The organism is Sphingobacterium sp. UGAL515B_05 (genome assembly GCF_033097525.1).
In the GTDB taxonomy this organism is placed as follows: domain Bacteria; phylum Bacteroidota; class Bacteroidia; order Sphingobacteriales; family Sphingobacteriaceae; genus Sphingobacterium.
The window spans coordinates 1,720,907-1,746,765 of record NZ_CP109907.1 but is presented as its reverse complement, the minus strand read 5'-3'; the positions used below and the strand labels follow the sequence as shown (position 1 = coordinate 1,746,765).

The 25,859-nt window shown below is 34.0% G+C and carries 22 protein-coding genes; 21 read left to right on the top strand and 1 reads right to left on the bottom strand.

What is annotated here, in order from left to right; genetic code table 11:
* Positions 1 to 6: 6 nt before the first annotated feature.
* From OK025_RS07015 to OK025_RS06915, 21 genes are all read left to right on the top strand, one after another.
* The gene (locus OK025_RS07015; protein ID WP_317668877.1) at positions 7 to 1,395 is read left to right on the top strand and encodes a nucleotide sugar dehydrogenase; all 1,389 of its coding nucleotides are present in this window, start codon (positions 7 to 9) and stop codon (positions 1,393 to 1,395) included.
* A gap of 7 nt (positions 1,396 to 1,402) precedes the next feature.
* The gene (locus OK025_RS07010; RefSeq protein WP_317668876.1) at positions 1,403 to 2,422 is read left to right on the top strand and encodes an NAD-dependent epimerase; all 1,020 of its coding nucleotides are present in this window, start codon (positions 1,403 to 1,405) and stop codon (positions 2,420 to 2,422) included.
* Positions 2,422 to 3,540 carry a non-hydrolyzing UDP-N-acetylglucosamine 2-epimerase gene (gene wecB, locus OK025_RS07005; protein ID WP_317668875.1) on the top strand — a complete coding sequence of 373 codons (1,119 nt, stop codon included), beginning with the start codon at positions 2,422 to 2,424 and terminating at the stop codon, positions 3,538 to 3,540. Before OK025_RS07010 ends, wecB begins: the two co-directional genes overlap by 1 nt.
* A gap of 12 nt (positions 3,541 to 3,552) precedes the next feature.
* The gene (gene wecC / locus OK025_RS07000) at positions 3,553 to 4,761 is read left to right on the top strand and encodes a UDP-N-acetyl-D-mannosamine dehydrogenase (RefSeq protein ID WP_317668874.1); all 1,209 of its coding nucleotides are present in this window, start codon (positions 3,553 to 3,555) and stop codon (positions 4,759 to 4,761) included.
* Between the two features lie 221 nt (positions 4,762 to 4,982).
* Positions 4,983 to 6,461 (top strand): oligosaccharide flippase family protein, encoded by a 1,479-nt coding sequence (locus tag OK025_RS06995; RefSeq protein ID WP_317668873.1) that lies wholly within the window; start codon positions 4,983 to 4,985, stop codon positions 6,459 to 6,461.
* A 2-nt stretch (positions 6,462 to 6,463) separates the two neighbouring features.
* The gene (locus OK025_RS06990; protein ID WP_317668872.1) at positions 6,464 to 7,066 is read left to right on the top strand and encodes an acyltransferase; all 603 of its coding nucleotides are present in this window, start codon (positions 6,464 to 6,466) and stop codon (positions 7,064 to 7,066) included.
* Positions 7,063 to 8,151, top strand: a complete 1,089-nt coding sequence (locus tag OK025_RS06985; protein WP_317668871.1) for a hypothetical protein — start codon at positions 7,063 to 7,065, stop codon at positions 8,149 to 8,151. Before OK025_RS06990 ends, OK025_RS06985 begins: the two co-directional genes overlap by 4 nt.
* Positions 8,152 to 9,421: 1,270 nt before the next feature.
* A complete protein-coding gene (locus tag OK025_RS06980) occupies positions 9,422 to 10,477 on the top strand; it encodes a glycosyltransferase (protein ID WP_317668870.1) in 1,056 nt (351 codons plus the stop codon).
* A 10-nt stretch (positions 10,478 to 10,487) separates the two neighbouring features.
* On the top strand, positions 10,488 to 11,639 hold the full coding sequence (locus OK025_RS06975) for a right-handed parallel beta-helix repeat-containing protein (protein WP_317668869.1): 1,152 nt from the start codon (positions 10,488 to 10,490) through the stop codon (positions 11,637 to 11,639).
* Between the two features lies 1 nt (position 11,640).
* The gene (locus OK025_RS06970) at positions 11,641 to 12,180 is read left to right on the top strand and encodes an acyltransferase (RefSeq protein WP_317668868.1); all 540 of its coding nucleotides are present in this window, start codon (positions 11,641 to 11,643) and stop codon (positions 12,178 to 12,180) included.
* The gene (locus OK025_RS06965; RefSeq protein WP_317668867.1) at positions 12,177 to 13,265 is read left to right on the top strand and encodes a glycosyltransferase; all 1,089 of its coding nucleotides are present in this window, start codon (positions 12,177 to 12,179) and stop codon (positions 13,263 to 13,265) included. Before OK025_RS06970 ends, OK025_RS06965 begins: the two co-directional genes overlap by 4 nt.
* Entirely contained in the window at positions 13,258 to 14,424 is a 1,167-nt protein-coding gene (locus OK025_RS06960; RefSeq protein WP_317668865.1) for a glycosyltransferase family 4 protein, read from the top strand. Before OK025_RS06965 ends, OK025_RS06960 begins: the two co-directional genes overlap by 8 nt.
* Positions 14,417 to 15,022: a sugar transferase gene (locus tag OK025_RS06955; protein WP_317668864.1), complete on the top strand. Its 606-nt coding sequence runs from the start codon at positions 14,417 to 14,419 to the stop codon at positions 15,020 to 15,022. Before OK025_RS06960 ends, OK025_RS06955 begins: the two co-directional genes overlap by 8 nt.
* A complete protein-coding gene (locus OK025_RS06950) occupies positions 15,009 to 15,629 on the top strand; it encodes an acetyltransferase (RefSeq protein ID WP_317668863.1) in 621 nt (206 codons plus the stop codon). The genes OK025_RS06955 and OK025_RS06950 overlap by 14 nt, the downstream gene beginning before the upstream one ends.
* Before the next feature lie 11 nt (positions 15,630 to 15,640).
* Positions 15,641 to 16,777 carry a DegT/DnrJ/EryC1/StrS family aminotransferase gene (locus tag OK025_RS06945; RefSeq protein ID WP_317668862.1) on the top strand — a complete coding sequence of 379 codons (1,137 nt, stop codon included), beginning with the start codon at positions 15,641 to 15,643 and terminating at the stop codon, positions 16,775 to 16,777.
* Between the two features lie 176 nt (positions 16,778 to 16,953).
* Positions 16,954 to 17,736 carry a polysaccharide biosynthesis/export family protein gene (locus tag OK025_RS06940; RefSeq protein WP_317668861.1) on the top strand — a complete coding sequence of 261 codons (783 nt, stop codon included), beginning with the start codon at positions 16,954 to 16,956 and terminating at the stop codon, positions 17,734 to 17,736.
* A gap of 7 nt (positions 17,737 to 17,743) precedes the next feature.
* Positions 17,744 to 20,140 (top strand): polysaccharide biosynthesis tyrosine autokinase, encoded by a 2,397-nt coding sequence (locus OK025_RS06935; RefSeq protein ID WP_317668860.1) that lies wholly within the window; start codon positions 17,744 to 17,746, stop codon positions 20,138 to 20,140.
* Between the two features lie 131 nt (positions 20,141 to 20,271).
* Positions 20,272 to 20,964, top strand: a complete 693-nt coding sequence (locus tag OK025_RS06930; protein WP_317668859.1) for a hypothetical protein — start codon at positions 20,272 to 20,274, stop codon at positions 20,962 to 20,964.
* A 27-nt stretch (positions 20,965 to 20,991) separates the two neighbouring features.
* On the top strand, positions 20,992 to 22,287 hold the full coding sequence (locus OK025_RS06925; RefSeq protein ID WP_317668858.1) for an SUMF1/EgtB/PvdO family nonheme iron enzyme: 1,296 nt from the start codon (positions 20,992 to 20,994) through the stop codon (positions 22,285 to 22,287).
* A gap of 31 nt (positions 22,288 to 22,318) precedes the next feature.
* Positions 22,319 to 23,302 carry a gliding motility protein GldN gene (gldN, locus tag OK025_RS06920; protein ID WP_317668857.1) on the top strand — a complete coding sequence of 328 codons (984 nt, stop codon included), beginning with the start codon at positions 22,319 to 22,321 and terminating at the stop codon, positions 23,300 to 23,302.
* 264 nt (positions 23,303 to 23,566) lie between these two features.
* Entirely contained in the window at positions 23,567 to 24,529 is a 963-nt protein-coding gene (locus OK025_RS06915) for an NDP-sugar synthase (RefSeq protein WP_317668856.1), read from the top strand.
* 49 nt (positions 24,530 to 24,578) lie between these two features.
* Here OK025_RS06915 and OK025_RS06910 read toward each other — a convergent pair whose 3' ends face one another.
* On the bottom strand, positions 24,579 to 25,679 hold the full coding sequence (locus tag OK025_RS06910) for a nucleotidyltransferase family protein (RefSeq protein WP_317668855.1): 1,101 nt from the start codon (positions 25,677 to 25,679) through the stop codon (positions 24,579 to 24,581).
* Between the last annotated feature and the right edge of the window lie 180 nt (positions 25,680 to 25,859).

The window sequence follows — 25,859 nt, the reverse complement described above, 5'->3', positions numbered from 1 at the left end:
CAGATAATGATAATAAGGAAAATAGCCTGTATTGGCGCAGGGTACGTAGGCGGACCTACTATGTCAGTAATTGCGCAGAAAAATCCAAACATTCAGGTTACTGTAGTAGATTTGAATCAGGAACGCATTGATGCTTGGAATGATAGTGATTTAATTAATTTGCCTATTTACGAGCCTGGGCTAGACGCTGTTGTTGCTGAGGCACGTGGGCGAAATTTGTTTTTTTCTACTGATGTTAATAAAGCGATTGATGAAGCCGATATGATATTTATATCGGTTAATACACCTACAAAAACATATGGTAAAGGAAAAGGGCAGGCGGCTGATTTAAAATATATTGAATTATGTGCCCGTCAAATCGCTTCTATATCCAAGAGCGATAAAATAGTTGTTGAAAAATCTACATTGCCAGTAAGGACGGCTGAAGCATTGAAGAATATATTAGAGAATACTGGAAATGGTGTTAACTTCAATATTCTGTCAAATCCAGAGTTTTTAGCTGAAGGAACTGCTATAGCGGATCTTCATAATCCAGACCGTGTTTTGATTGGTGGTGAAGATGCAGAATCGATAAATGCTTTAGTTAGTTTATACGAAGCTTGGGTACCGAAGGAACGAATCTTGAGAACCAATTTATGGTCTTCTGAATTAGCGAAATTAGTAGCTAATGCATTTTTAGCCCAACGTGTATCCTCAATAAATGCTATTTCGGAATTATGTGAAGTAACTGGGGCAAATGTCGACGAGGTTTCAAGAGCAATTGGTCAAGACAGCCGCATAGGTGCAAAGTTTTTAAAATCTTCCGTAGGATTTGGAGGCTCATGTTTTCAAAAAGATATTCTAAATTTAGTTTATATTGCTAGATCATACAACCTAAAAGAAGTGGCTGATTATTGGGAACAAGTTATTATTTTGAATGATCATCAGAAAAGCCGATTTGCGGAGAAAATTATCCAGACAATGTATAATACCGTGAACGGGAAGAAAATTGCTTTTTTAGGATGGGCATTTAAAAAAGATACAAATGATACTCGCGAGTCGCCGGCTATGTATGTAGCCGATCATTTGTTGGACGAAGAGGCCAGTATAGTTGTTTATGATCCAAAAGTTTCAGCTGAGCAGATTTATAGAGATTTAGATTCCTTAGGCACACGCTCTATTGAAGAAAATCGGCGGTTATTAAAGGTTTTTAATGACCCCTTAGACATGATACAAGATGCACACGCTATTGCTGTTTTAACGGAATGGGATGAATTTAGAGGTTACGATTGGAAACTTATTAAAAATAAAATGAAACGTCCATCTTTCGTTTTTGATGGGCGCGGTTTATTGGACAGTTCATTGATGAATTCTTTAAACTTTACCTATTACTCAATAGGTAGCAATGTAAAATAAAAGCAATATGAAAACTATACTTGTTACCGGAGCTGCGGGATTCATTGGATTTCATTTAGTAAGTTCACTTTTAGACAACGGAAATGTTGTCGTTGGATTGGATAATCTTAATGACTATTATGATGTTAATTTAAAGTTAGATCGTCTAAGGCAACTAGGGGTTTATGATGTAGATATATCTTCTGAAAATATAATTTTGGAATCAAATAATTACCAAGGAAGATTCACATTTGTCAAGTTAAACCTGCAAGATCGTATAAATTTACCTGTATTATTTGAAAAATATCAATTTGATTCGGTTATTAATTTGGCCGCTCAAGCTGGTGTGCGCTATAGCATCGAAAACCCCACTTCTTATATAGATAGTAATATTGTTGGGTTTTTGAATGTTCTTGAATGCTGCCGTAATAACAAAATAGCTCATTTGGTTTACGCATCGAGTTCATCGGTATATGGGGAGAATGAGAAAGTCCCTTTTTCAGAAGATGATGTCGTTGATAAACCCATCAGTTTGTATGCTGCTACTAAGAAAAGTAATGAATTGATGGCGTATTCGTACAGTCATTTGTACAATATTCGAACAACTGGTCTACGCTTTTTTACAGTTTATGGTCCATGGGGGCGGCCTGATATGGCTCCAATGTTATTTGCAAATGCTATCACTGCTGGAAAGTCTATTAAGGTATTTAATAATGGAAACATGAGTCGTGACTTTACGTATATTGATGATATTGTAAGTGGGATAAAAATTGCTTTGGATCACCCTGTTCCTTTAGAAGATAAACCTCCATACCAAATTTTTAACATTGGCAATGGTTCTCCTATATCGCTTTTAGAATTTATTAAGTCGCTTGAGCATAGCCTAGGGCAAATAGCAGAAAAAATTATGTTGCCCATGCAGGACGGTGATGTACCGAAGACATGGGCTGACACAAAAAAATTAAATGATTTAGGGTATCAAAGCTCTACATCCGTGGATGATGGGGTTAGACAATTCGTTGATTGGTTTAAGCAATACTATTCATAATGAAACAAAAAAATTTAATAATTTTTGGGACCAGACCCGAAGCAATAAAAATGGCTCCTTTAGTTAACGAGTTTAAGAAAAATACCAATGTTGATGTTAAGGTGTGTGTAACGGCTCAGCATAGAGAAATGCTTGATCAGGTTTTACTATTTTTCAATGTTGTTCCAGATTATGATTTAGATTTAATGAAACCTAATCAAAATCTTTTTGGATTAACATGTGATATTATTTTAGGGTTAAAGCCAATACTAGAGGAGTACAAGCCGGATTATGTATACGTACACGGAGATACTAGTACAACAATGGCAGGCAGTATAGCGTCTTTTTATGGGGGAGCGAAAGTTTGTCACGTTGAAGCTGGCCTACGTACTAATAATAAAAGATCTCCTTTTCCTGAGGAAATCAATAGACAGTTAACTGGGCGGATTGCTGATTATCATTTTGCGCCCACTGAAGCTGCTAAACTCAATCTTTTAAGAGAAGGAGTGAACGAATCTGATATTCTGGTTACTGGTAATACAGTTATAGATGCCTTACTTGAAAGTACTGATAGGGTTAAAAATCTAGAAAATATAGAAATTGGAAGATTGAAAAAATTAGTGGACAGATCAAAAAAGCTTATTCTAGTTACTGGACACCGGAGAGAGAATCATGGAGAGGGATTTATAAATATTTGTCAAGCATTAAAAGAAATTGCTATTAATAATCTGAATGTTCAAATAATTTATCCGGTTCATTTAAATCCAAATGTAAAAAAACCAGTATATGAAATATTATCTGACGTAGATAATATTCACTTAGTAGAACCATTGTCCTATCCCACGTTTGTGTGGCTGATGAATGAGTCATACATGATTATTACAGATTCGGGAGGAGTGCAAGAAGAAGCTCCTAGCATAGGGAAACCCGTTTTAGTTATGCGTAATAATACAGAAAGACCAGAAGCAGTTAGTGCGGGGACAGTAATTTTAGTTGGTACTGACAAAAATTTAATTGTTAAAGAAACAGAATCTTTATTAAACGATAGGGATCGATATTTGAAAATGACAGCTTTACATAATCCCTATGGAGACGGTAAAGCCTGCCAACGCATTGTTAATTTTATAACTTCCAAATAATCTCAATAATATATGAATGCCAAAGTAGTTACAATAGGTTTAGGGTATATCGGGTTGCCAACCTCAGCTTTAATTGCAAATAATAAAATTCCTGTACATGGAGTTGATATATCTCAAAATGTAGTAGATACAATCAATGCTGGAAAGATCCATATTGTTGAGCCGGATTTAGATAAGGCGGTAGCTTCAGCTGTTGCTGAAGGTTATTTGAAAGCTTCAACAACTGCTATCTTAGCTGATACCTATTTGATAGTTGTTCCTACTCCTTTTAAAGGAGATCACGAACCAGATATATCTTATGTGCAGGCTGCTACGGAAGGGATTATACCTCTTTTAAAGGAAGGCGATTTGTACATCATTGAATCTACGTCGCCAGTAGGTACAACCGAAAAAATGATGAGTATTATTTTTTCGAAGAGACCAGAGTTAGAAGGTAAGATTTATTTAGCTTATTGCCCAGAGAGGGTTTTGCCCGGAAATGTAATGTATGAGTTAGTAAATAATGATCGTGTGATTGGTGGTATTAATGAGGAGTCGTCTCAGAAAGCAATAGCTTTTTATAGCAAATTTGTCAAAGGTGAACTACATATTACAAATGCACGCACTGCCGAAATGTGTAAGCTCACTGAAAATTCATCACGTGATGTACAAATAGCTTTCGCAAACGAATTATCTTTAATTTGTGATAAAGCGGACATTAATGTTTGGGAGTTAATAAAATTGGCAAATAAACATCCTCGAGTTAATATTTTACAACCTGGATGCGGGGTGGGGGGCCATTGTATAGCAGTCGATCCATATTTTATTGTGTCTGAATTTCCTTTGGAATCAAGAATAATTAGTAAAGCACGTGAGGTTAATAACCATAAAGCTTTTTGGTGTGCCGAAAAAGTTAGGGAAGAGCGGAAGAAATTTCAACTTAAAAACAGTAGAGAACCTAAGATTGCACTTATGGGCATGGCATTTAAACCAAACATCGATGATTTAAGAGAGTCACCTGCCAAATATATTGTTCAACGAATTCTTCAAGACGCAAATGATGAGGAATATTATATTGTAGAACCAAATATTAGTGAACATAGCTTATTTAAGTTAACAAATTATCAAGAAGCCGTCGATCGATCGGATATAATTGTATTTCTGGTTGCGCACAAGGAATTTAAGAATATGAGTATTTCTAGTGATAAAATTGTTTTGGATTTTTGTGGAGTTCATCTATAATAGGTAATTTGGATAGGAATCAACTATTATTGATAAAACCGAATGAAAATACAATTTTTCAAATTTCTAAATACAGATTAATTGAAAATAAACATTTTAAAAGTTATCGTTTGGTCTTCAATTTTATTTTCCTATTTAAAATTGAACAGTGCTATAAAAATTTGAAAATTTAAAATAATGCAAATTAATGTTGAATACATAATAGTTGATTAAAATAATAAATGACAAAAGAGTCAAATAATACAGTCCAAACGTTTTGGATAATGATGGGAAGTTTAGCTTCATTCGGATTTACAATCGTTAGTTCGATGATCTTGAGTCGCTACTTCTTAAAAGATGAGTATGGTACCTATAAACAAGTAATATATGTATACAATTCATTAACTATCGCTTTTACCTTAGGAGTTCCAAAGGCCTTCAGTTATTTCTTGCCTCGATTTGATAAAGAGGAGGCAAAAACTATTATTAATAAATTGAATTCAATTTTATTCTTAAATGGAGCGCTTTTTGGTTTTGTTATATATTTTTTATCAGAGTATATTTCAAAGTTTTTGGGTAATGAAGAGTTAAATGATTTATTGAAAATTTTTAGTATAGTACCTTTTTTAATGCTTCCTACCATGGGATTAGACGGTATATTATCAACATACAGAAAGACTAAATTTTTAGCAATCTATAATATTTTGTCGAAAGTGTTTATGTTGATATGTGTGGTTTTACCAGTAATTCTATTTAAAGGAACAGTTAAGCATGCAATTATTGGGTTTGTTTTTGCTTCTCTAATTAACTTTGTTGTAGCTATTTACTTCAAAAATTTGCCTTTAAAAGGTTTAACAAAGAGGAACACGAATCTTTCATATAAAAATATTTTCTCCTATACTCTACCTATTATGGGGGCTAGTATTTGGGGGGTAATTATCAGTTCTACTGATCAGTTTTTTATTAGTAGATATTATGGGAATGAGGTTTTTGCGGAATTTTCAAATGGTTCTATAGAATTGCCCTTTATCTCTATGATAATTTCTGCATCTTCTGTAGTATTATATCCAATATTTTCAAAGAAAGTCTTTGAAAATAAAAGTAGCTCGAATAATGAAATTTTAGGAATATGGCATTCAGTTTTTAAGAAATCAGCAATGTTAGTTTATCCAATATTGATTTATTTCTTTTGTTTTTCAGATCTAATAGTAGTTTTTTTATATGGTGATGCATATCAAGCATCAAGTATTTACTTTCAGGTAAAATTAATCGGAAGTTTTTTTAATCTAATAGCTTACGGACCATTAATGCTTACTATCGGTGGTGAGAAACATTATTTTAGGGTTCATATGATAAGTGCCATAATACTAGTTACTCTTGATTTTTTATGTGTACACTTTACCACAAACCCTGTGTTAATTAGTATAGTATCCTGTTTATCACAAATTGGTAGAATTATTGCTATATTAGTCTTTATTTCCAAATATTTTAAGGTTTCATTAAAAGATCTGTTTCCAATAAAATTGATATTTGATTTAGCTATCCCAGCTTTATCTTTTCTATTTTTGTTTAGATATCTAATCAGCTTTATTAAATTGGAAAACTTTGCTGTAATAATTATAGGGTCATTACTTTATCTCATCTTTTTTATTTTATGGAGCAGATACAGAAATATAGATTATCTATCAATTGTAAAACCCTTAATGAAAAAATATAGATAGATATGATTAAAAATGCTATAAGCCATCTTATCCCATATTTTCTTCTTTATAAGAAATTTTGCAAATCTAATATTCAGGTTGGATATTTCGATTTGCTTAAATATAAACTTGGTTTATTAAGAAAAAATCGTTACTGGCCAAAACATAAAAATTGTTTAGTAGCAAATCCTGGAAACGTTTTTGTTGGTATTAATTGTATAATTGGTCGACCTGGAAACTATATTCAAGGAGCAGGAAAGGTTTATATTGGAGATTATGTTCAATTAGCTCCTAATGTAGGAATTTTAAGTTCAAACCATGATTTATATGACCAAAGAATAAGTAATAAAGAATCTGTAGTAATAGGGGCATATAGTTGGGTCGGAATGAATAGTGTCGTCTTACCGGGGGTGGAATTGGGAACACGCACTATAGTCGCGGCTGGAAGTGTTGTCACAAAGAGTTTTCCTGAAGGGTTTTGTGTAATAGGAGGTGTTCCAGCAAAGGTAATTAAGTATTTAGATAAGGATAAATTCGTACCTTGGAAAGATAAATATGAGTTTTATGGATTTATTCCGAAAAGTGAATTTGAGAAATCAGATTTTTATTTAAAAAATTACAAATGAAGATCTTAATCGTAACTAAGTCTTTCTTCCCCCAACTTGGCCCAAGATCTTTTAGGGCTACAGAATTGGCGAAGGCCCTATCTGCAAATGGTCACGACGTGGAGGTTCTAACATTCTTTAATAAAGAACATGCAAACTTTAGTGCAGAAAATGGTGTTAAGATTAATCATTTTAGCTCATATTTATTTTCTAGTCCAGGGAAGTATTTATTGAAAATCTTAAATGGGGCTCTAACAAAATTGGGACAATCTGAAAAGTTAAATTTCCCAGACTCACTCATTTTCTTTACCATTTTGCTAAACGCTAGAAAGATCGTTTCTGCAAATTTTATTATTAGTATAGCAAAACCTCACTCGATAAATTGGGGAATCGCATATCTTCGAGATAAAAGAAAAAATAGAATAACCAAATGGATCGCTGACTGTGGAGACCCTTTTTATAACAATCCATTTAGAAAATATTCATCTATATTTAAATCTCTTGATAATCTTTTTTACAAGAAGGTAGATTATGTTACTGTTCCAGTTGACATTTCTTTGAATTCATATGATCCTATTTATTTAAACAAATTTCATATTATCCCACAAGGTTTTGATGTAGCAAAAGACATGAAGTTTAGAGAGCTATATGTTGAAAATTCGCCTATATCATTTGCCTATGCGGGTAATTTTTATAAAGATAAGAGAGATCCGAAAGAATTACTTACATATTTGAGCAAATCTAATAAAGATTTTAAATTTTATATTTATACAAATAGTAAATGGGTCAGAGACTATATTCCAGCGGATGATAAAAGATTTATATTAACTGGATTTATTAATAGAGATTTATTAATAAATAAACTTAGTCAATTAGATTTTTTAATCTCAATCAACAACGATGGCGGTGTGCAATCCCCTAGTAAATTAATTGATTATGCTATTGCAGGCCGCCCAATTTTGGTATTGGAGAATAATAAGGTGGACTATAGACTAGAACAGTTTATGAATAAGAATTTTTTAGAACAGACGGTGGTCGATTTAGATTTATTTGATATTCACAAAATTTCTCAAAAATTCATTAATATAGGAAATGAGACAATCTAGATATCTTAATTATTTACTATTTTTTTTAGTAAGCCCCATACTCTCGCTTTTTATCGCTTTAAAGAAGTATAAGAATCCAAGTGTCAAAAATATTTTTTGGATGTTTTGTGCTTTTTTTGGATTTTGTATTGATTTAAATTTTCAATCTGGTACTAATGACGCTATAGTTTACGTCGGTAGATTTTATTATCTGTATGATAATAACGTTACCATTGACTATTTATTTTCTAATTTTTTAAGTAATAGAAATCATATAGAAATCATCAGTGACTTAATAAGCTTTATTGTATCTCAATTTACGCGAGATTATCATTATCTATATGCTGCTTATGGCTTTTGTTTTGGTTATTTCCAGTCCAGAAACCTAAATTACTTCATTCAGATTATTAGAAATTCGAGTTATGATCTTACTTGGTTATTGGGAGGATTTATACTTACTATACCTGTATGGTATATAAATGGCTTTGACTTCTGGTTTGCTACCCAAGTCTATATATATATGATGCTTCCAGTTATTTTTGAAAAAAAATATAATCGATTGTATTTATTGATTGTTTTACCATTTATTCATTTTTCATTTCTTTTTCTGATTATAATAACTGCATTTTTGTTGATATTTATTAGATTCGAGAATTCCGTCTTCGCGTTATTTTATTTTAGTTTATTTAGCTTTTTTTTCGATTTTACTTTTTTTTTTCAGTTTTTAGATTTTTTGCCTGAGATGTTTTCAAGTAGAACTTCTGCCTATCTAAACGCAGATGCATCAGTTCAAGAAGGTGGGCGAATAATTTGGTTGTTTAATACTATTTATAATTTGAGCCTATATATTTTTGTTTTATACCTTCTAAAAAAATATAATGTTATACTAAAGAGTGATAGGAATATTTATAGAGTAATTTTGTTTTCTTTCGCATTTGTTGGATTTTTCAATTTAATTAGCAACGTACCCAGTGTCGGTAGGTTCATTTATATAGGAATGTCATTTATTTGGGGAAGTTTAATAATAATCGTTGCAAAGCTTGAAGTTAAATTTCAAGAGCATCAGAAATATATAACAATTTTAAAAATAATGATTTTATTAGCCTTTTGCCTAAATGTATTACGATATATTTTTCCGTTGGTAGGGATTGGCAAATTGCTTTCCAACATATTCACGATCTATTCGTTTATAGATGATGATTTAAATATTGGTAATCTCTTATTTTAATATATGAAGGTGTTTTTTATTGTTCCCCGATATCATACAAATATGGTAGGATGGGTTAAAACGTTGAAATATGATTTGAACTGCTCTATCGAAGTGCATTCAACTCTTAAAGGACATACCGAAAATTATTCGGAAGTAATTCCAATTGTATTTAAACAAAGTATTCTTTCTAGATTTTTAATTCGCATTTTTGGTGATCATAAAGCAAACTCTCCCAAATCTTTTCCAAAAATTGTTTCTTATTTCAATTATTTAAGAAGAGAAAAGCCTGACTATATTGTAGTTAGGGATGTTTCTCGATATTTTTCTTTACTTGCTGCGATATGTTCAAGAATTTTAGGTATTAGGCTTATTATCTATTCTCAAATTATTGTAAATCAAGAGTATTCTAAATTTAGACTTTTCAGTATTAATTTAGTAAATATGTTATTTAAATCAATTTGGATATCGCCATTGGAAGGTTATGTAAATAAGGAATACAAAATTCCCGAAAAATTAAAGTTCGTTCCGTTCGTTATACCCCAAAAAAAGGTTGAACTTTTAAATAAAGAAAGAAATGATGTATTGAGGTTGCTAACTATCGGTAAATTTGTAAAGCGTAAAAATTTACTTCTTTTGTTGGAAGCTATAACCAAGCTGTCTGCAAAGGGATATAAATTAAATTTAACAATTATTGGAGAAGTTAGCAATGAAGCGCACAAAGAGTATTATGAAAAGGTTGTACTTTTTATAAAGGAGAGAGGGATTGATCATCTTACAAAGATACTAGTTAATGTCTCACATGAGTTGATGGATAATTATTATCAAGCATCTGATTTATTTATTTTACCAGCGACAAATGAGCCAGCCAGCATATCTGTCTTGGAGTCAATTGCCAATGGTGTACCTGCGATTTGCTCCAATGACTGTGGAACAAGGTTTTACATTCGTGAAGGTTATAATGGTTTTATTTTTGATGATAATAATATAGATAGTCTAATTAGAGTTCTAGAAAAATATGTTGTCAGCGAATCGACCATAGATTACAAAGAAAACTGTCTATCAACTTATCAAGATCTTTTATCATCTGAGGCGTTTAAAGATATTCTTTGTAAAGAAATTCAAAAAATTAACACATAAAACGAGTAATATGAAAAATGTCTCAATAATCTTTTTAAAAAGGTTTTTTATAGTAATTATATTGATAACTTATTCTTTAAGCATTTTTTCTCAAAATTCTTTTACCTATACCAAGCCGAAAAGTTCATTTTTAATATATAATAAGAAACGGGACAATATCTCTTATTTAGAAAGTAAAGCTACTAAAGTGGATAATTACCTTCCAAATAATTTTGATAAGCAAGGTAAGTACGATTATACAAAATTCGTTCAAAAGGCAATAGATGAAAATGAGATTATCATATTCCCTAATTTTCCAATTTTAATAAATGATACGGGATTAATTTTGAAGTCTAATCAAAAGCTTATTTTTCAGGATAATTCTAAAATTATGCTAAAATCATCATCAAAATCGTCTTATGCTATCATCTTGATTCAAGATGTATCAAATATAGAGTTGTATTATCCTCAAATCATTGGGGATCGTCAAACACATTTAAATAATGTTGGAGAATGGGGCATGGGGATTCGAATAACTGGTTCAAAAAATATTAAAGTTTTTAATCCGTTAATTCAGAAATGTTGGGGTGATGGCATTTATATATCTGGTTCTACCAAATTAAATTCTTCTAATATAACTATTACAAATCCGGTTTTGGATTATAATCGGAGAAACGGTATAACAATAGTTTCTGGAAAAGATATTAGTATTCGAAATGCAGTAATAAGTAACACTTATGGTAAGAGTCCTATGTCAGGGATAGATATTGAACCTAACAATGATAAAGCAGATATTAGTAATATAAGTATTTCAAATTATAAATCCATTAATAATATTATTTCTGGGTTACAGATTGGAATAAGTAATTTGCAGGGCGATTTTGATAAATCAATAAATATTAATGTTAATGATATTTACACGGAGAATTCTCAAAGTGGTATTGTTGTTGGAGGTCTGTATTTGAAAAATACAGCCGGAAAAATTTCTGGTGAGATCAAAATTACAAATGCAAAAATTATTGGCTCAAAATTACCAATAAAACTTGGGCGAAATTATAAAAATGGGCCGATCGTAAAATTTGATAATGTAGTATTTAATAAAACGTCTGGGGATATAGATGAGATTGAATTTAAGAAGTTTAAATATAGAGCTACATCTAGAGAAAATATAAATATTAAGTAATATGAATATTAGAGCATCATTCCATAAGATATCATCATATCTAATATTAATATTCAAAGGTAGGGAGGAGTATGCTAAGTATGTTGGCGTTAAAATAGGAAAGAAATGTAGGATAATTACAACAAAATGGGGCACCGAACCTTTTCTTATTGATATTGGAGATAATGTAACAATTACAGATGGAGTTCGATTTTTAACTCATGATGGTTCAGCTTGGTTGGCTAGAGATAATAACGGAAGAAGATATTTATATGCAAAGATATCTATAGGTAATAATGTTTTCATTGGTGTTAATTCAATTATAATGCCGGGAGTGAAAATTGAGGACAATGTTATTGTTGCTGCAGGTTCTGTTGTCACAAAATCCATAAGGGCAGGCTCTGTAGTAGCTGGCGTTCCGGCTAAATTAATTGGAGATTATAAAGAATTATATCAAAAAATGATTGATGACTACGTTACAGAAAAGGATATGATGGATGTTGGGTCTTATAAAGATAGAGTGTTTGGGGTAGTAAAAAATGATTTTAAACCTTTTTTATGAGTAATCGCATTCTTATTTTACTTCCTAATGATCAGTTAGGTGGCGCAGAGCAACACTTAATGAATGTTGCAAATTATTATTTACAGAGAGATTTTTATGTTGAGGTAAGATTTCTAACTCAGGAAAAGACAGGAGCTTGGCGACGCTTGCGTGGTAATCTAAATTTAATTTTTACAAATGCAAAAGCAGAAAAAAATGGAATAGTCAAATTCTTTAGGAATATTATTTCCAATAATAATAAAGTCTACGATTTTGTATATACGTCTCATGTTCATCTGACATCCTTTGCAGGTTTAATGATTAAGTTTAAATTCATAAAGGTTGAAAATTTTATAGCTAGAGAATCTACGTCAATTTTTAAGCGATTTTCTGGTAGAAAGCTGGCTTTTTTTAGGTTTTTATATAAGGTTGGTTATAGCAAGGTAAGTCTACTTATTTGTCAAACTGAATTTATGAAAAATCAATTGATTTCTGCTTTACCACATTTGGATGAAAAGATAAATATTGTGGTAATACCCAATCCTATAAATTTGGCCAGTATATATCATGGAGAAATAGATTCTTCATTATTAGATACGAATTTTATTGTTTCGGCGGGGCGTCTGATTCCCGAGAAGGGATTTGATATTTTGATTAAAGCGTTCTCAATATTGAAAAATAGGGGAATGAATATGAAATTGGTTATTCTCGGAGAGGGAAATTTAAGGGATGATTTAACGCAGTTAGCAGTAGATCTAGGCGTATTTGATGATGTTAAATTATTGGGATTTCAAAGTAACGTATATCCATATTTTCGAAAAGCAAAAGCATGTGTTGTATCTTCTATAATAGAGGGCTTCCCTAATGTACTTTTACAAATGATGTCACAGAATGAGAAAGTGATTTCTACATTATGTGCGGGTGGGATAGAAGATATTCCTAGAATTTCTACTTGTGTTGTTGGTGATAGTAGCGAACTAGCAATGAATATAGAAAATACATTAATGAATGATACTTTAGGAAATCGCGAAATTTTTGACTCCTTTTTAGAAGAACGATCGATAACTAATTTCATAAGTAAAATTAATATTCATTTAAATGCATAAACTAATCCGAGCAACTACTGTTCCGATTTCACTTAAGGTGTTGTTAAAGGGACAACTTTCTTTTATGAATAGAAATGGATTTGATGTAATCGGTGTTTCTTCAGGTGGAAGGGACCTGAGAGATGTTCAAGTTCTTGAAAAAATTTCTATAAAAGAGATAAATATGACAAGGACAATTTCGCCTATTGCTGATTTAGTCTCCTTATGGAAATTCTATAGATTATGTAAAAGTGAAAATCCTATTATTGTACATTCACATACCCCAAAAGCTGGGATCGTGTGTATGTTGGGCGCCAAATTGGCTGGCGTACCTATACGTTTACATACTGTTGCAGGTATGCCATTGATGGAAGCAAATGGTATAAAGCGTAAAGTTTTAGACTGGGTTGAAAAATTGACTTATAAATCCGCTACAAAAATTTATCCAAATTCAGTTGGATTATACAATTTTATCCTTCGTTATCAGTATACTTCTAAAGAGAAGCTTAAAGTGTTAGGGAACGGTTCTTCAAATGGTATTAATACATCAATCTTTTCAAAAGAAAATGTTGATCCTAGCATATCGGCCGAATTGAGATCAACACTAGGAATAGAAGAGAAAGATTTTGTTTTCGTTTTTATAGGCCGTTTAGTTGGCGACAAAGGAATAAATGAGCTGATTGAAGCATTTTCAACTTTAGAAAGATCAGATGTAAAATTATTATTAGTCGGACCGCAAGAACCTGATCTTGATCCATTAAATGAGAATACTCAAAAGGAAATTGCCATTAATCCTCATATAATTTCTGTAGGATTTCAAAAAGATGTTCGGCCTTATTTTGCTATTGCCCATGCACTTGTATTCCCTAGCTATAGAGAAGGGTTTCCAAATGTAGTTATGCAAGCCGGAGCAATGGAATTGCCAGCCATTGTATCAAATATAAATGGCTGTAATGAAATAATTGTAGAAGGAAACAATGGGATAATTATTCCAGTTAAGAATGCGGATGCGATTAAAAATGCTATGGAAATCATGGTGACCGATAAAGCATTTTATTCACAGATGAAAGCAAATTCTAGAAATATGATAATACAGCGTTACGAGCAAGAGATTGTTTGGGATGCACTATTGAAAGAATATAAAAGTTTATTAAAAGATAGAGAATTAGACGATGTATAGAAATTTTTTCAAGAGGCTTTTTGACTTTCTTATTGCACTTATCGGTTTGATTATTATAAGTCCAATTTTTCTCATTATCACAATAGGGCTTTATTTTTCCAATGGAGGAAAACCATTTTTCTTTCAGAAACGGCCGGGATTAAATGGACGTGTTTTTAATATCATTAAATTTAAGACGATGAATGATAAAAAAGATCAAAATGGAAATCTTCTCCCCGATGCAACGAGATTAACATCTATCGGTTCGCTTGTAAGAAAGACGTCACTGGATGAGATCCCTCAGCTCATCAATGTACTAAAAGGAGATATGGCTATAATTGGCCCAAGACCACTTCTAGTTCAATACTTATCTTTATACAACGAAAGGCAACGGCGGCGCCATGAGGTAAGGCCTGGGATTACAGGATGGGCCCAAGTTAATGGACGCAATACTATTTCGTGGGAGAAAAAGTTTGAATTGGATGTATGGTATGTTGACAATCTTTCTTTATTGACAGATTTGAGAATCTTCCTAATGACCTTTAAAAAGGTTTTTAAAAGTGAAGGCATATCTGCTGAAGGACATGCGACGATAGAGCCTTTTAATGGACAAAATTAAGATTGATATTATGTATTTATTTGGAGCGAGTGGGCACGGAAAGGTAATTGCAGAAATTGCAGAAACTTGTGGAATAGTTATTGATGGTTTTATCGATTGTGATGATAACAAAAAGTCAGTATTAGGTTATCCGGTTTTTAAAGAATTACCTTCAACTACAGAGTCATTGGTCGTAGCAATAGGAGACAATGGGATTCGAAAAAAAATAGTTGATAATAACATAGACGCAAAATATCCCATTATAATTCATAAAATGTCCACCGTCTCAAAAAGAACATTATTGGGAGCAGGAACCGTCATTATGGCTGGTGCGACTATTAATGTAGACGTTAATATTGGACAACAATGTATTATCAATACGAATGCGTCAGTCGATCACGATTGTTTAATAGAGGATTATGTACATTTATCTCCTAATGTTGCTTTAGCAGGTAACGTAACTATTGGTGAAGGAACTCATGTTGGCATAGGTGTGTGTATTATCCAAGGTATAAGAATCGGAAAGTGGTGTACAATTGGAGCGGGTGCTGTAATAATTCGGGATATTCCTGACGGTTGCACTGTAGTAGGCAACCCTGGGAAGATAATTAGGAAAATGAACGATTAATTTAAAATATCATGTCAGATAAAATATGGCTTTCATCTCCCCATATGGGAGGGAGTGAATTAAAGTATATTCACGAAGCTTTTGACCAAAATTGGGTTGCTCCATTAGGACCCAATGTAAATGGTTTTGAAGAAGATTTAGAGAAATTCTTGAATGCAGACGTAAAAGTTGCAGCTCTATCATCAGGTACCGCTGCGCTACATATTGCACTAATTGAATGCGGGGTCGGTTATGGTGATGAAGTAATTTGTCAATCCATGACATTTTCAGCTTCGGCTAATCCAATTGCATATCAAGGAGCTACCCCTATCTTTGTAGATTCGGAAAAGGACACTTGGAATATGTGCCCAATAGCTTTAAAAGAAGCTGTAACTGATCGTATTCTTAAAGGTAAGAAACCAAAAGCAATAATTGTAGTGCATTTATATGGTATGCCCGCAAAGATGGATGAGATATTAACTATCGCACAAGAATTTGATATTCCTATTATTGAAGATGCTGCGGAAGCATTGGGTTCTACTTATAAGGGCAGGAGCTGTGGTACCTTGGGTACGTTCGGTGTATTGAGTTTTAATGGGAATAAAATAATTACGACATCAGGAGGAGGCGCTTTGGTTTGCCATACTCAGGACGATAAGGACAATGCTGTTTTTTTATCTACTCAAGCAAGAGACAATGCGCCGCATTATCAACATTCACATATAGGCTTTAATTATCGTATGTCGAATATTTGCGCTGGAATAGGGAGAGGACAAATGGAAGTTTTACGAGATAGAATTAATAGTCGCCGAGATATGACGAGATTTTATTTGAATTTATTTTCAGGTATTGAAGGAGTGAGTGTTCTAAATGAACCAAGCGATGATTTCTATTCTAATCATTGGTTAACAGCAATTACTATAGATGAAACTAAAACTGGTGTATCAAGGGAGCTGTTAAGACTGAAATTATTAGAAGATAATATAGAATCAAGACCCTTATGGAAACCTATGCATTTGCAACCAGTGTTTGTCAATTCTCCTTATTACGGTAATAATATTGCTGAAGAATTATTCCAAGTTGGTCTATGTTTGCCCTCAGGTTCTAATTTAACAGAAGTAGAGAAAGAATTTATAGGTTTAAAAATACGTCAGATATTGGAAGAATAAACAGTCTTTTTCAATAACTTTTAAACATCAAATTCTACTCTTTGTCCTGTTTTAATCATATATATGAAAGCAAATTTTATAAGAATTTTAAGGAATTTCTATTAACTTTTTGAGAGTAGTATGAATAAAATAATTATACTTTTGTCGTTAAACAGTTTAAATTTACAAAATACCACATGAAGTTATATTTAAGGTATAGTCTATTTTTAGGAATATTTTCAATATTTCTATTATTAATGAGTTCTTGCGAGTCACGTAAGAATATGGTTTATTTGCAACCTGATTCTACAAAAATTAATACTCTGTATGAGCAATTTGTCCCGAAGATTCAACCAAATGACATTTTAACTATTGTTGTCACTGCTGCTGATCCTAAAGTCACAGCTCCATTTAATCCCGTCAGCACTATGACAAGTGGGACAATCAGTCAAGCGGCAGATATGGCTATGCGACCTGTATATACAGTAGACAATCAAGGTTATATTACCCTGCCTATGTTGGGGAAAATTAAAATCGCTGGACTAACTCGTATCGAAGCAATAGAGAAGTTACGTTCAGAATTGAGCCAATATATTAAGGAGCCTGGAGTCAATATGAATTTTAATAATTTTAGGGTTTCTGTACTTGGCGAAGTTGCTAGACCAGGATCGTTTGTTATGCCATCTGAACGAGTTACTGTTTTAGAAGCTCTAGGAATGGCTGGAGACTTAACAATTAGGGGTATGAGGCATAATGTGATGATAATTAGAGAAATTGATGGGAAGAAATCTACCCATCGTTTAGATCTCACTAAAGAAGAGGCATTAAATTCAAAATATTACTATTTAGCACAAAACGACGTAATTTACGTTGAACCCAACAAAGCTCAGATTAATAGCTCTAAATTAGGAGCTAATTCTAATATCTTTATCTCAGTGGCAAGCTTGTTAATCACAGTAATTTCAGTTTTAACACGTTAATTAAATTATGGAACAACAACCTAATCAAATCAAAGATAATTTAGAAGAAGATTTCAACTTTAGACAATTATTTGAACAGTATGCTTTTTATTGGAAATGGTTTGTTTTAACGGTAATATTATCGATAATATGCGCTGTTTCTTATTTAAGATATGCACAAAAGACATATAATACTACAGCAAAAATTTTGTTAAAAGATGAACGAAGTGCTTCTGCAGGTGAGCTAGCCGGGATAGCTGAATTAACTAGTGGTATTGGATTTGGTGGTAGCAGAGGCTCTTATGTTACCGATCAAATTGCTATACTGTCATCTCGAAGACTGGTTAGAAAAGTGGTTGATTTAAATCATTTAAATATTTTATATTTTGTAAAAGGGCAGATTCGTTCTTCTGAAGTTCTAGAGGAGGATATGCCATTTACAATTAATCCTCAGGGAAATCAGGATAGTATTAATTTACGTCTTTTAGCAAAATTTAGAAATAAACAAACGATAGAAATTACTAATCCATCTACGGGAGATAAAATAATTTCTAGTTTTAATAAGGTAATAAATTTTGGTAAAAACAGTTTTTTATTAAAGAGTAGTGGTAAAATTTTCAATTCAAATCTTGAGTATGAAATAGTGATTTTACCTAAAAGCAGAGCTGTTGACGCTACTATTGGATCAATCAATATATCTCCTGGAAAAGAACTTCAATCTTACATTGTAAATTTCTCGATGATATCGAGTTTAGGAAAGAAATCAGAAATTATCTTAAATAGCTTAATTGATGTGTACAATGCTGATTTGACAAATGATAAACTGCGAACGACACGTGCGACATCTGATTTTATTAATAAGCGATTGATGTTAATCTCTAAAGATCTCTCTGGCGCGGATCAAGAAGCTGCAGAATTTAAAGCAAATAATTCAATGGTTGATATGACGACAGAGGCCGGTGTGTTTTTAAATAATGCTTCGGAAAATGATAGGAGAGTCTTAGAATATCGTACCCAATTGAAACTTGTCGATCACATGAATGATTATTTAACGAAGCAAGAGGTAGGTAAACTTCTTCCTTCCAATGTTGGACTACAAGACGCTTCAATTGTTTCTGCTATTACCGAGTATAATAAATTGGTTCTCGAACGCGATGATTTGCTAAAATCAGCTTCGTCTGAAAACCCTGTTGTTGAAGCAATAAATGAAAGTATTTCTGAAAGTGATAGGAATATCAGGAAGTCGTTGAAAAATTATCAGAAAGTAACGCAGTTGGCATTGAATAGTATTGTTGCAAAATCAAATGAAATCAAGAATAAGATAAGTTCTATTCCTACTCAAGAGCAAGGATTTAAGAAGATATCAAGACAACAACAAATAGTTGAGTCATTGTATTTGCTTTTATTACAAAAAAGAGAAGAAAGTGAAGTTAGAGCTGCTGCAACACCAGACAACTTAAAAATTATAGACGCTGCTTATTCGAATGGTGCTCCTGTATCGCCAAGAAAAAACATTGTTCTAATTGGTGCATTAATTTTAGGATTTGTAGTACCCTTTGTAATTCTTTATGTTAAATTTCTATTGGACAATAAAATTCACTCCCGTAAGGATGTTGAAGATATTGTAAAAATACCCGTGCTTGGTGAGATTCCAACTGCTGAAGACACTATTGTACATTTGAATGATCGTTCATCACTGGCTGAAGCCTTCCGTATTCTGCGGACCAACATGAATTTTATGTTTGGCGCTGATAACAAAGATACTTCCAAAGTGGTTTTTGTAACGTCTACGATCTCTGGAGAGGGAAAATCGTTTGTAACAACTAATCTTGCGCAGATTTTATCAATGTCAGGAAAAAAGGTATTGTTAATTGGCGCAGATATTAGAAGTCCCAAAGTACTGGATTATTTGGGTCTATCGCACTTACAACACACTAACGTCGGAATTACACAGTTCTTGATAAATCCTGATATGGATGTGGATAATATCATTATTAAGAAACCTGGTAACTATGATTTTGACGTGGTTTATTCAGGATATATTGCGCCAAATCCAGCAGAGTTATTGATGAATGGTCATTTTGACGACGTCATTAAATACGCCCGTGAACATTATGATTATGTGTTGGTGGATACCGCTCCAGTAAGTTTAGTAACAGATACCTTGTTGATTGCACATAACGCAGACCTTACACTGTATGTGTCTCGTGTAAATTATTTAGACAAGCGCTTACTTCAAGTGCCGCGCGAATTGTATATTGATGGAAAATTGAAAAATCTTGCCTCTGTCGTTAATGACGTGGACTTCGCTCGTGGGTATGGCTATGGTTACGGTTATGGCTATGGTTATGGCGACAAAGGGACCAAGAAAACTGGTCTTGCAAAAGTTTGGCAAGGTCTAAAAGATCGTATAAATATAAAATAAAAGTCTATATTAACTAATTTTGGCCTTATTGTTGTTCAATCCCAAGTCGTAGAAAACGGCTTGGGATTTTTTAATGAAATACTATTGTAAGTCTTAAGCCGTTCTTATTAATATTTAATACACTAGACCAAATGAAAAAACTTCTGATTTTTAGCCTTATTGGAATTTCATTTTTAACAGGTTTAACTGCATCAGCGCAGTTCTCTAGACCAATAAGCATCGGAGCAGGTGCTGGAGGGACCATCAATCTGACAGACATAGGAAATGTAGAGTCTAAATTTGCTTTTTATGGGGAGTTGGATTATCTCATCACACCTTTTATCTCTGTTGGATTACATGGTGAAAAGGGAACACTAGCCGGAAATGGTTATGAGAGCGAGTTTAAGAATCGGTATTTCGCAGGAAATGTCAACGGTAAAATCCGGGTAGGCCAATTTTTGGAAGGAGCGAAGAATTACAGTTATTACACCTTGCAGGCAAATACATTGTCTCGTATCCTTTCAAACGTGTATGTGGGCGCTGGGACGGGATTGGTTAAAAACCGAATTCAAAGAAATATTTCAACCCTCTATGCCAATTATCTAGAATCTTCAGGAGGTGAAATAGCAAAAGATCGCGGTGAAATTCATTTTGTCGTTCCATTAAATGTTGGTGTTGATATCCCTTTCGGACGGACACTCTACGGACCACAATGGGCAATTAATGTCAACTATCAACATACATTGACCTTTAATGATAACTTGGATGGTGTTATCAATAAGAATAACGATCAATACGGATTTGTTTCTGTCGGGGTGAAATATGCATTATTCAATCGTAATTAGGCCAGTTTAAATCAAAATAGAACAATAATGAACATACTAAAAAGTTATAATGGCAATCGCCTGCTAGGGCTTTTTTCTTTAGCTATATTAATTGGTTTTACTGCGTGTAAATCGAATACGACGATGTACAAAGCGCCAAAAGTAAATGCTTTTAAAGGCGGAAAATTACCTCCCCCTCCTGGAATGGTGTATATTCCCTCAGGAACCATTTTGTTCAAAGGATCATTGGACAGCGGAAACGTGGGGAAAAATGTAAGCGTGAGCGCATTTTTTATTGATGAAGCGGAAGTAACGAATAAACAATACCGTGAATTTGTCAACTGGGTGGCTGATTCTGTTGCTGTAACGGATTATTTAAATGACGACCAATATTTTTTGGACGTTGCGGGCGAACAGGTTGGACAAAAGCGGATCAACTGGGCGAAAGTGAAAAAGATATCCCCAATTTGGAGAAGCAATGATCCTGCTATCCAAGAGCGTATTGCTCCTATGCTTGAAATGCAGGGCAATAGAAGAGCACTCAATCCAGACATGATCAAATATCGTTTCTCTTATCTTCAATCGAAAGGGAATGTAAAAAAGAAATATGTGACCGATACGGTGGGCGTAATGCCGGTTGAAGATATTTGGACAAAAGATTTTCCAAATGCGCAACTTGCATCGCTAGATGCCAATTATTTCAGCCACCCTTCTTTTGATTATTATCCGGTAGTGGGGGTTACTTGGAGACAGGCGCGTGCGTTTACCGATTGGCGTGCAAATGAGATGGCGGCTACGGTATTGAAAAACTCCTATCTCAATGGGTATCAGCTCAGCTTGAGCTTGCCGACGGAAGCGCAATGGCAATATGCGGCATCGGGTAAATTGGATCCTCAGGATACAGTGGCAGGATCGCGCATGACGATTGATGGAACAGAAGGTAAAAAGAAATTGGCGGTCAATTTTAAACAGGGTGAGGGAACGTATTCGCGTGACGGTGCTACGTTTACGCTTCCGGTGAAATCGTATATGCCGAATGCGTTTGGTGTGTATAATATGGCTGGTAACGTGTCTGAATGGACACTCGATGCGTATAGCCCCTCTGCAGTTGTTTTTGTGAATGACTTAAATCCGGCGTTACTGTACGATGCTGATGAAAAGGATGGCGATGCTTTGAAACGTAAAGTGGTGCGCGGTGGATCTTGGAAAGATAACGGTGAACAGTTAAATAGTGAAACCCGAAACTACTCGGTAGATTATGAACCGCATTCTTACATTGGTTTCCGTTGTGTAATGTCGGCATTTGAAATGCCAACCGTACAAAGTAAAACCCGTAAATATTAATTCGCTGTTCTATATATAAAAATCGATAACGATGAAAAAAGAAATAGTATTGATAGCGGCGATGGCTTTTGGAATTGGGTCATTGTTCGCTCAACAAGAAACCACAATAGATACTGTACCTGCGCAGCAACGGATGTTGCAAACGGGTACCTCAACGCCTATCCCTGCAGGAGAGGTAATCCAGGATACGATTCCTTTAGTGGATGGCTTTTACCAGGCTAATAGTATGGAGGATGCGGTGCCGTTTGCTTATCCAGAGGTGAATAAAAAGAATATCCGGTTTTACAAGCGTGTATGGCGCGATATTGACCTTAAGGATGAAAAGAATAATCTATTGGCTGTACCCGGCAACTCATTGATTGAAGTGATTATGAAAGGCATTGAAAATGGGAAATTATCACTCTATAGTCCGGATGATGATTCGTTCAAAGGGAGATTAAGTGCACAAGAGGGGATGGCTCGATTTGCAGACAGCGTGCTGGTTCCAATTTTCGATGGGGAGGGTAATCAAATCGATTCCAAAATGGCGTTGAATGAGTTTGATCCGGCGCGTGTGACTAAATTTAGGGTAAAAGAGGATATTTTCTTCGATAAGCAACGTAGCCGATTGGAGACACGCATTATTGGTGTGGCACCCCTAATGAATATAACCACATCAGCTGAGCTTGCTGAATCTGTCGGTGCAACGCCGGCATTTTGGTTATATTTTCCACAATTGCGTTATAGTTTGATACAGGTCGATATTTCTGATCCGGATAAGGGTCTATATGATATGACCATGGACGATTTCTTTTTACAGAACAAATTTGCAAGTACAATCGTGAGGGAATCATCGCCAGGTATGTTGCAAAATCTGAAAGATACCGAAAATGGAGGCCAGCAGCTGGACGGGAAAAAAGTGGAGGAGAAGCTGGATGCCTATAAAAAGAAACTATGGAGCAATCCGAAAGGCGTAAAGGCGGAGGAGCTTGAAGGAAATAAGGCTGAAGGAAAAACAACAGAAGAGAAACTGTAAAAATAAAAAGGTTCTTTGGGGATGCCTCTCTTTACAAAAGATGAGGCATCACTATTTTAGGGTCCTATAGGGTTCTTTTTAATCAATTCTTCCTAGTTTGTTAACGGGAAAGAACATATAGTGGCATATGTTTTGTTATTTTATGCTTCTATTTATCCTATAAATTTTCAAATACAAACGAATAGAATAATCGTTTATTATAACGTTTATCGTGTAGTACACAAAGAAAAATTTAAAACAACAAACAGATAAGATCAAATCGTCATGTTAAGAAATGAAATGTATTCCAAGAAGCCAATTTTAGTCATTTTGGCTGCCGGAATGGCCAGCCGCTATGGGTCGGCAAAACAGATAGAATGCTTTGGCCCCTTTGGTGAAAAAATAATCGATTATTCAATTTATGATGCGATAAAGGCTGGCTTTGGAAAAGTCGTTTTTGTAATTCGGGAGGAATTCTTGGAGGTGATGAAAACGAATGTAGGGGATAAGCTCCCAAACTCCGTTGAAGTTGCCTACGCCTATCAGGATTTTGACTTAAAAAAATTTGGTGTGGATCGCATCGTAGAACGTCAAAAGCCTTGGGGAACAGGACATGCCGTAATGAGTGCCGAGCAAGAGGTGGATAGACCCTTCTGTGTGATCAATGCAGATGACTTTTACGGCTATGATGCCTTTCAAAAAATGGCTACTTTTTTACAGCATCAAGCCAATGATACGGAAATGGCATTAGTTGGATTTGAGGTTGGAAATACCCTTTCTGACTTTGGCTATGTCTCGCGTGGTGTATGTGAAGTAAATGCTACGAATCATTTACAGAGCGTTACGGAAAGAACTAACATCTATCGAAAAGATAGCGATATCGTCTACGCGCAGGAAGAGAAAGAAACCGTGTTACCCTACAATACACGGGTGTCGATGAATTTTTGGGGATTTACGCCCAAAATATTTGTAATTGCGCGTGCATTATTTCCTGACTTTGTGGAGCAAAATCATGAGAACCCCAAAGCGGAATTCTTTATTCCTGATTTGCCAGATTATATGGTGAAGCAAGGTGTCGCGAAATTTTCTGTGCTTCCAACCGACGCAAAATGGTTTGGTGTGACGTATAAGGAAGATAAGGATCAGGTTCAACAAAGTATTCATCAATTAATTGAAATAGGTGATTATCCGCAAAGATTGTGGCCAGAGAAAGAAGTGGTCAATGAAAGTATTTATTTAGACTTTTAATACAAAATTGCAGCGTCTCTATTTCTAGTTTGAAATCGGAGACGCATTTTTAATCACTATCTTTCCCTAAAAACTTGGAATATGCTTGAACGAAGGGAAATGCTATAGCTTCCTGTGGAGCATATTTAAGATACCTTTTAAAATTCCTCCAAAGACGTTTACCGGAATCTGGTCGATAGAAAAATCTTGATTTTTTTCCCTGATCAAATCTTTCATCATTGAATCCGAAATTTCCGGAATACCATACCTCATCTAGCATCCAATCGACACGGGTGTCTTTGGGATAAGGAAACGGAATGGCAGTTTGTGGAAGCCCAATATATTCGACAAGCAATTTATGAAGCAAGTGAGTCCACTTGAGCATCCCGGTTTTTTTATAAATCGTATACAATGCGTGACCATCAATACAGGGGAGTATACTATAATATAATCTCGCCGAATCGCAAAACTGACGTAAGCTAATCCCATAAGTAATTAAATGTTTTAATATATGTATATTGACTTGAAGTACTTGAAGCTCTGGAGCCAGCACACGAACTAGTACGTTGTTTATCGTCACTATTCGCTGTTGATCTTTATATAGAGATAAAAGTTTCTTTAAATAACTGCTTTTTAATGGACTTCTAAAATCAAATGTTTTCTTGTGATGCTCAATGTGAATATTTTTCCAATAGTAATGAAGGCTGAAGCCTGCTGTATCTTCAAAATCAGGATGACTTTCTTTGAGGTAATTTCTTGCTTTACTATAATCATCTTCTTCAAAACACCAATCAATATCACCACTGATGCGATGAGTAGGAATGCGGTAATAGGATGCGACACCCTGTCCTTTTTGTAAAATTGGGCGGATACCATTTTGGGTAAACAACGAAAACTGTTCGGCAATTACTGCATTCATCTTCGCATTATGACGTTCAATCTTGTCCACACGTACAGCCCATTTTAAACGTAAAGAAGCTGGTGGTAATTGACCTTCCGTTAAAAATGAAAAACTGTCATAGATAATCCCTTCTACCGTGTGGTTGCTCGCATATTTTAAGATACTATTCCAATCGTCATCGGACAAGGGTTTGGTGAGGGAAAGCTTCCCTTCTCCCCAAAGACCGATACGTAATAATTGAAAAAAAATATCCTTTATTTGTTTGTCCATTTAGTTTTTAAGATACAATTTGATCAAACTTAGCTAAATATCCTCTGATATGCAATATAATTTTATTTGTATAAAAGCAATTTAGCTAATTATATGGAGCTACCAAACATTCTTAATCAAAGAGATCTTAAATTATTGGAACCTTTTTGTCGGTCATTATATGTAAAATATTAGAATGGA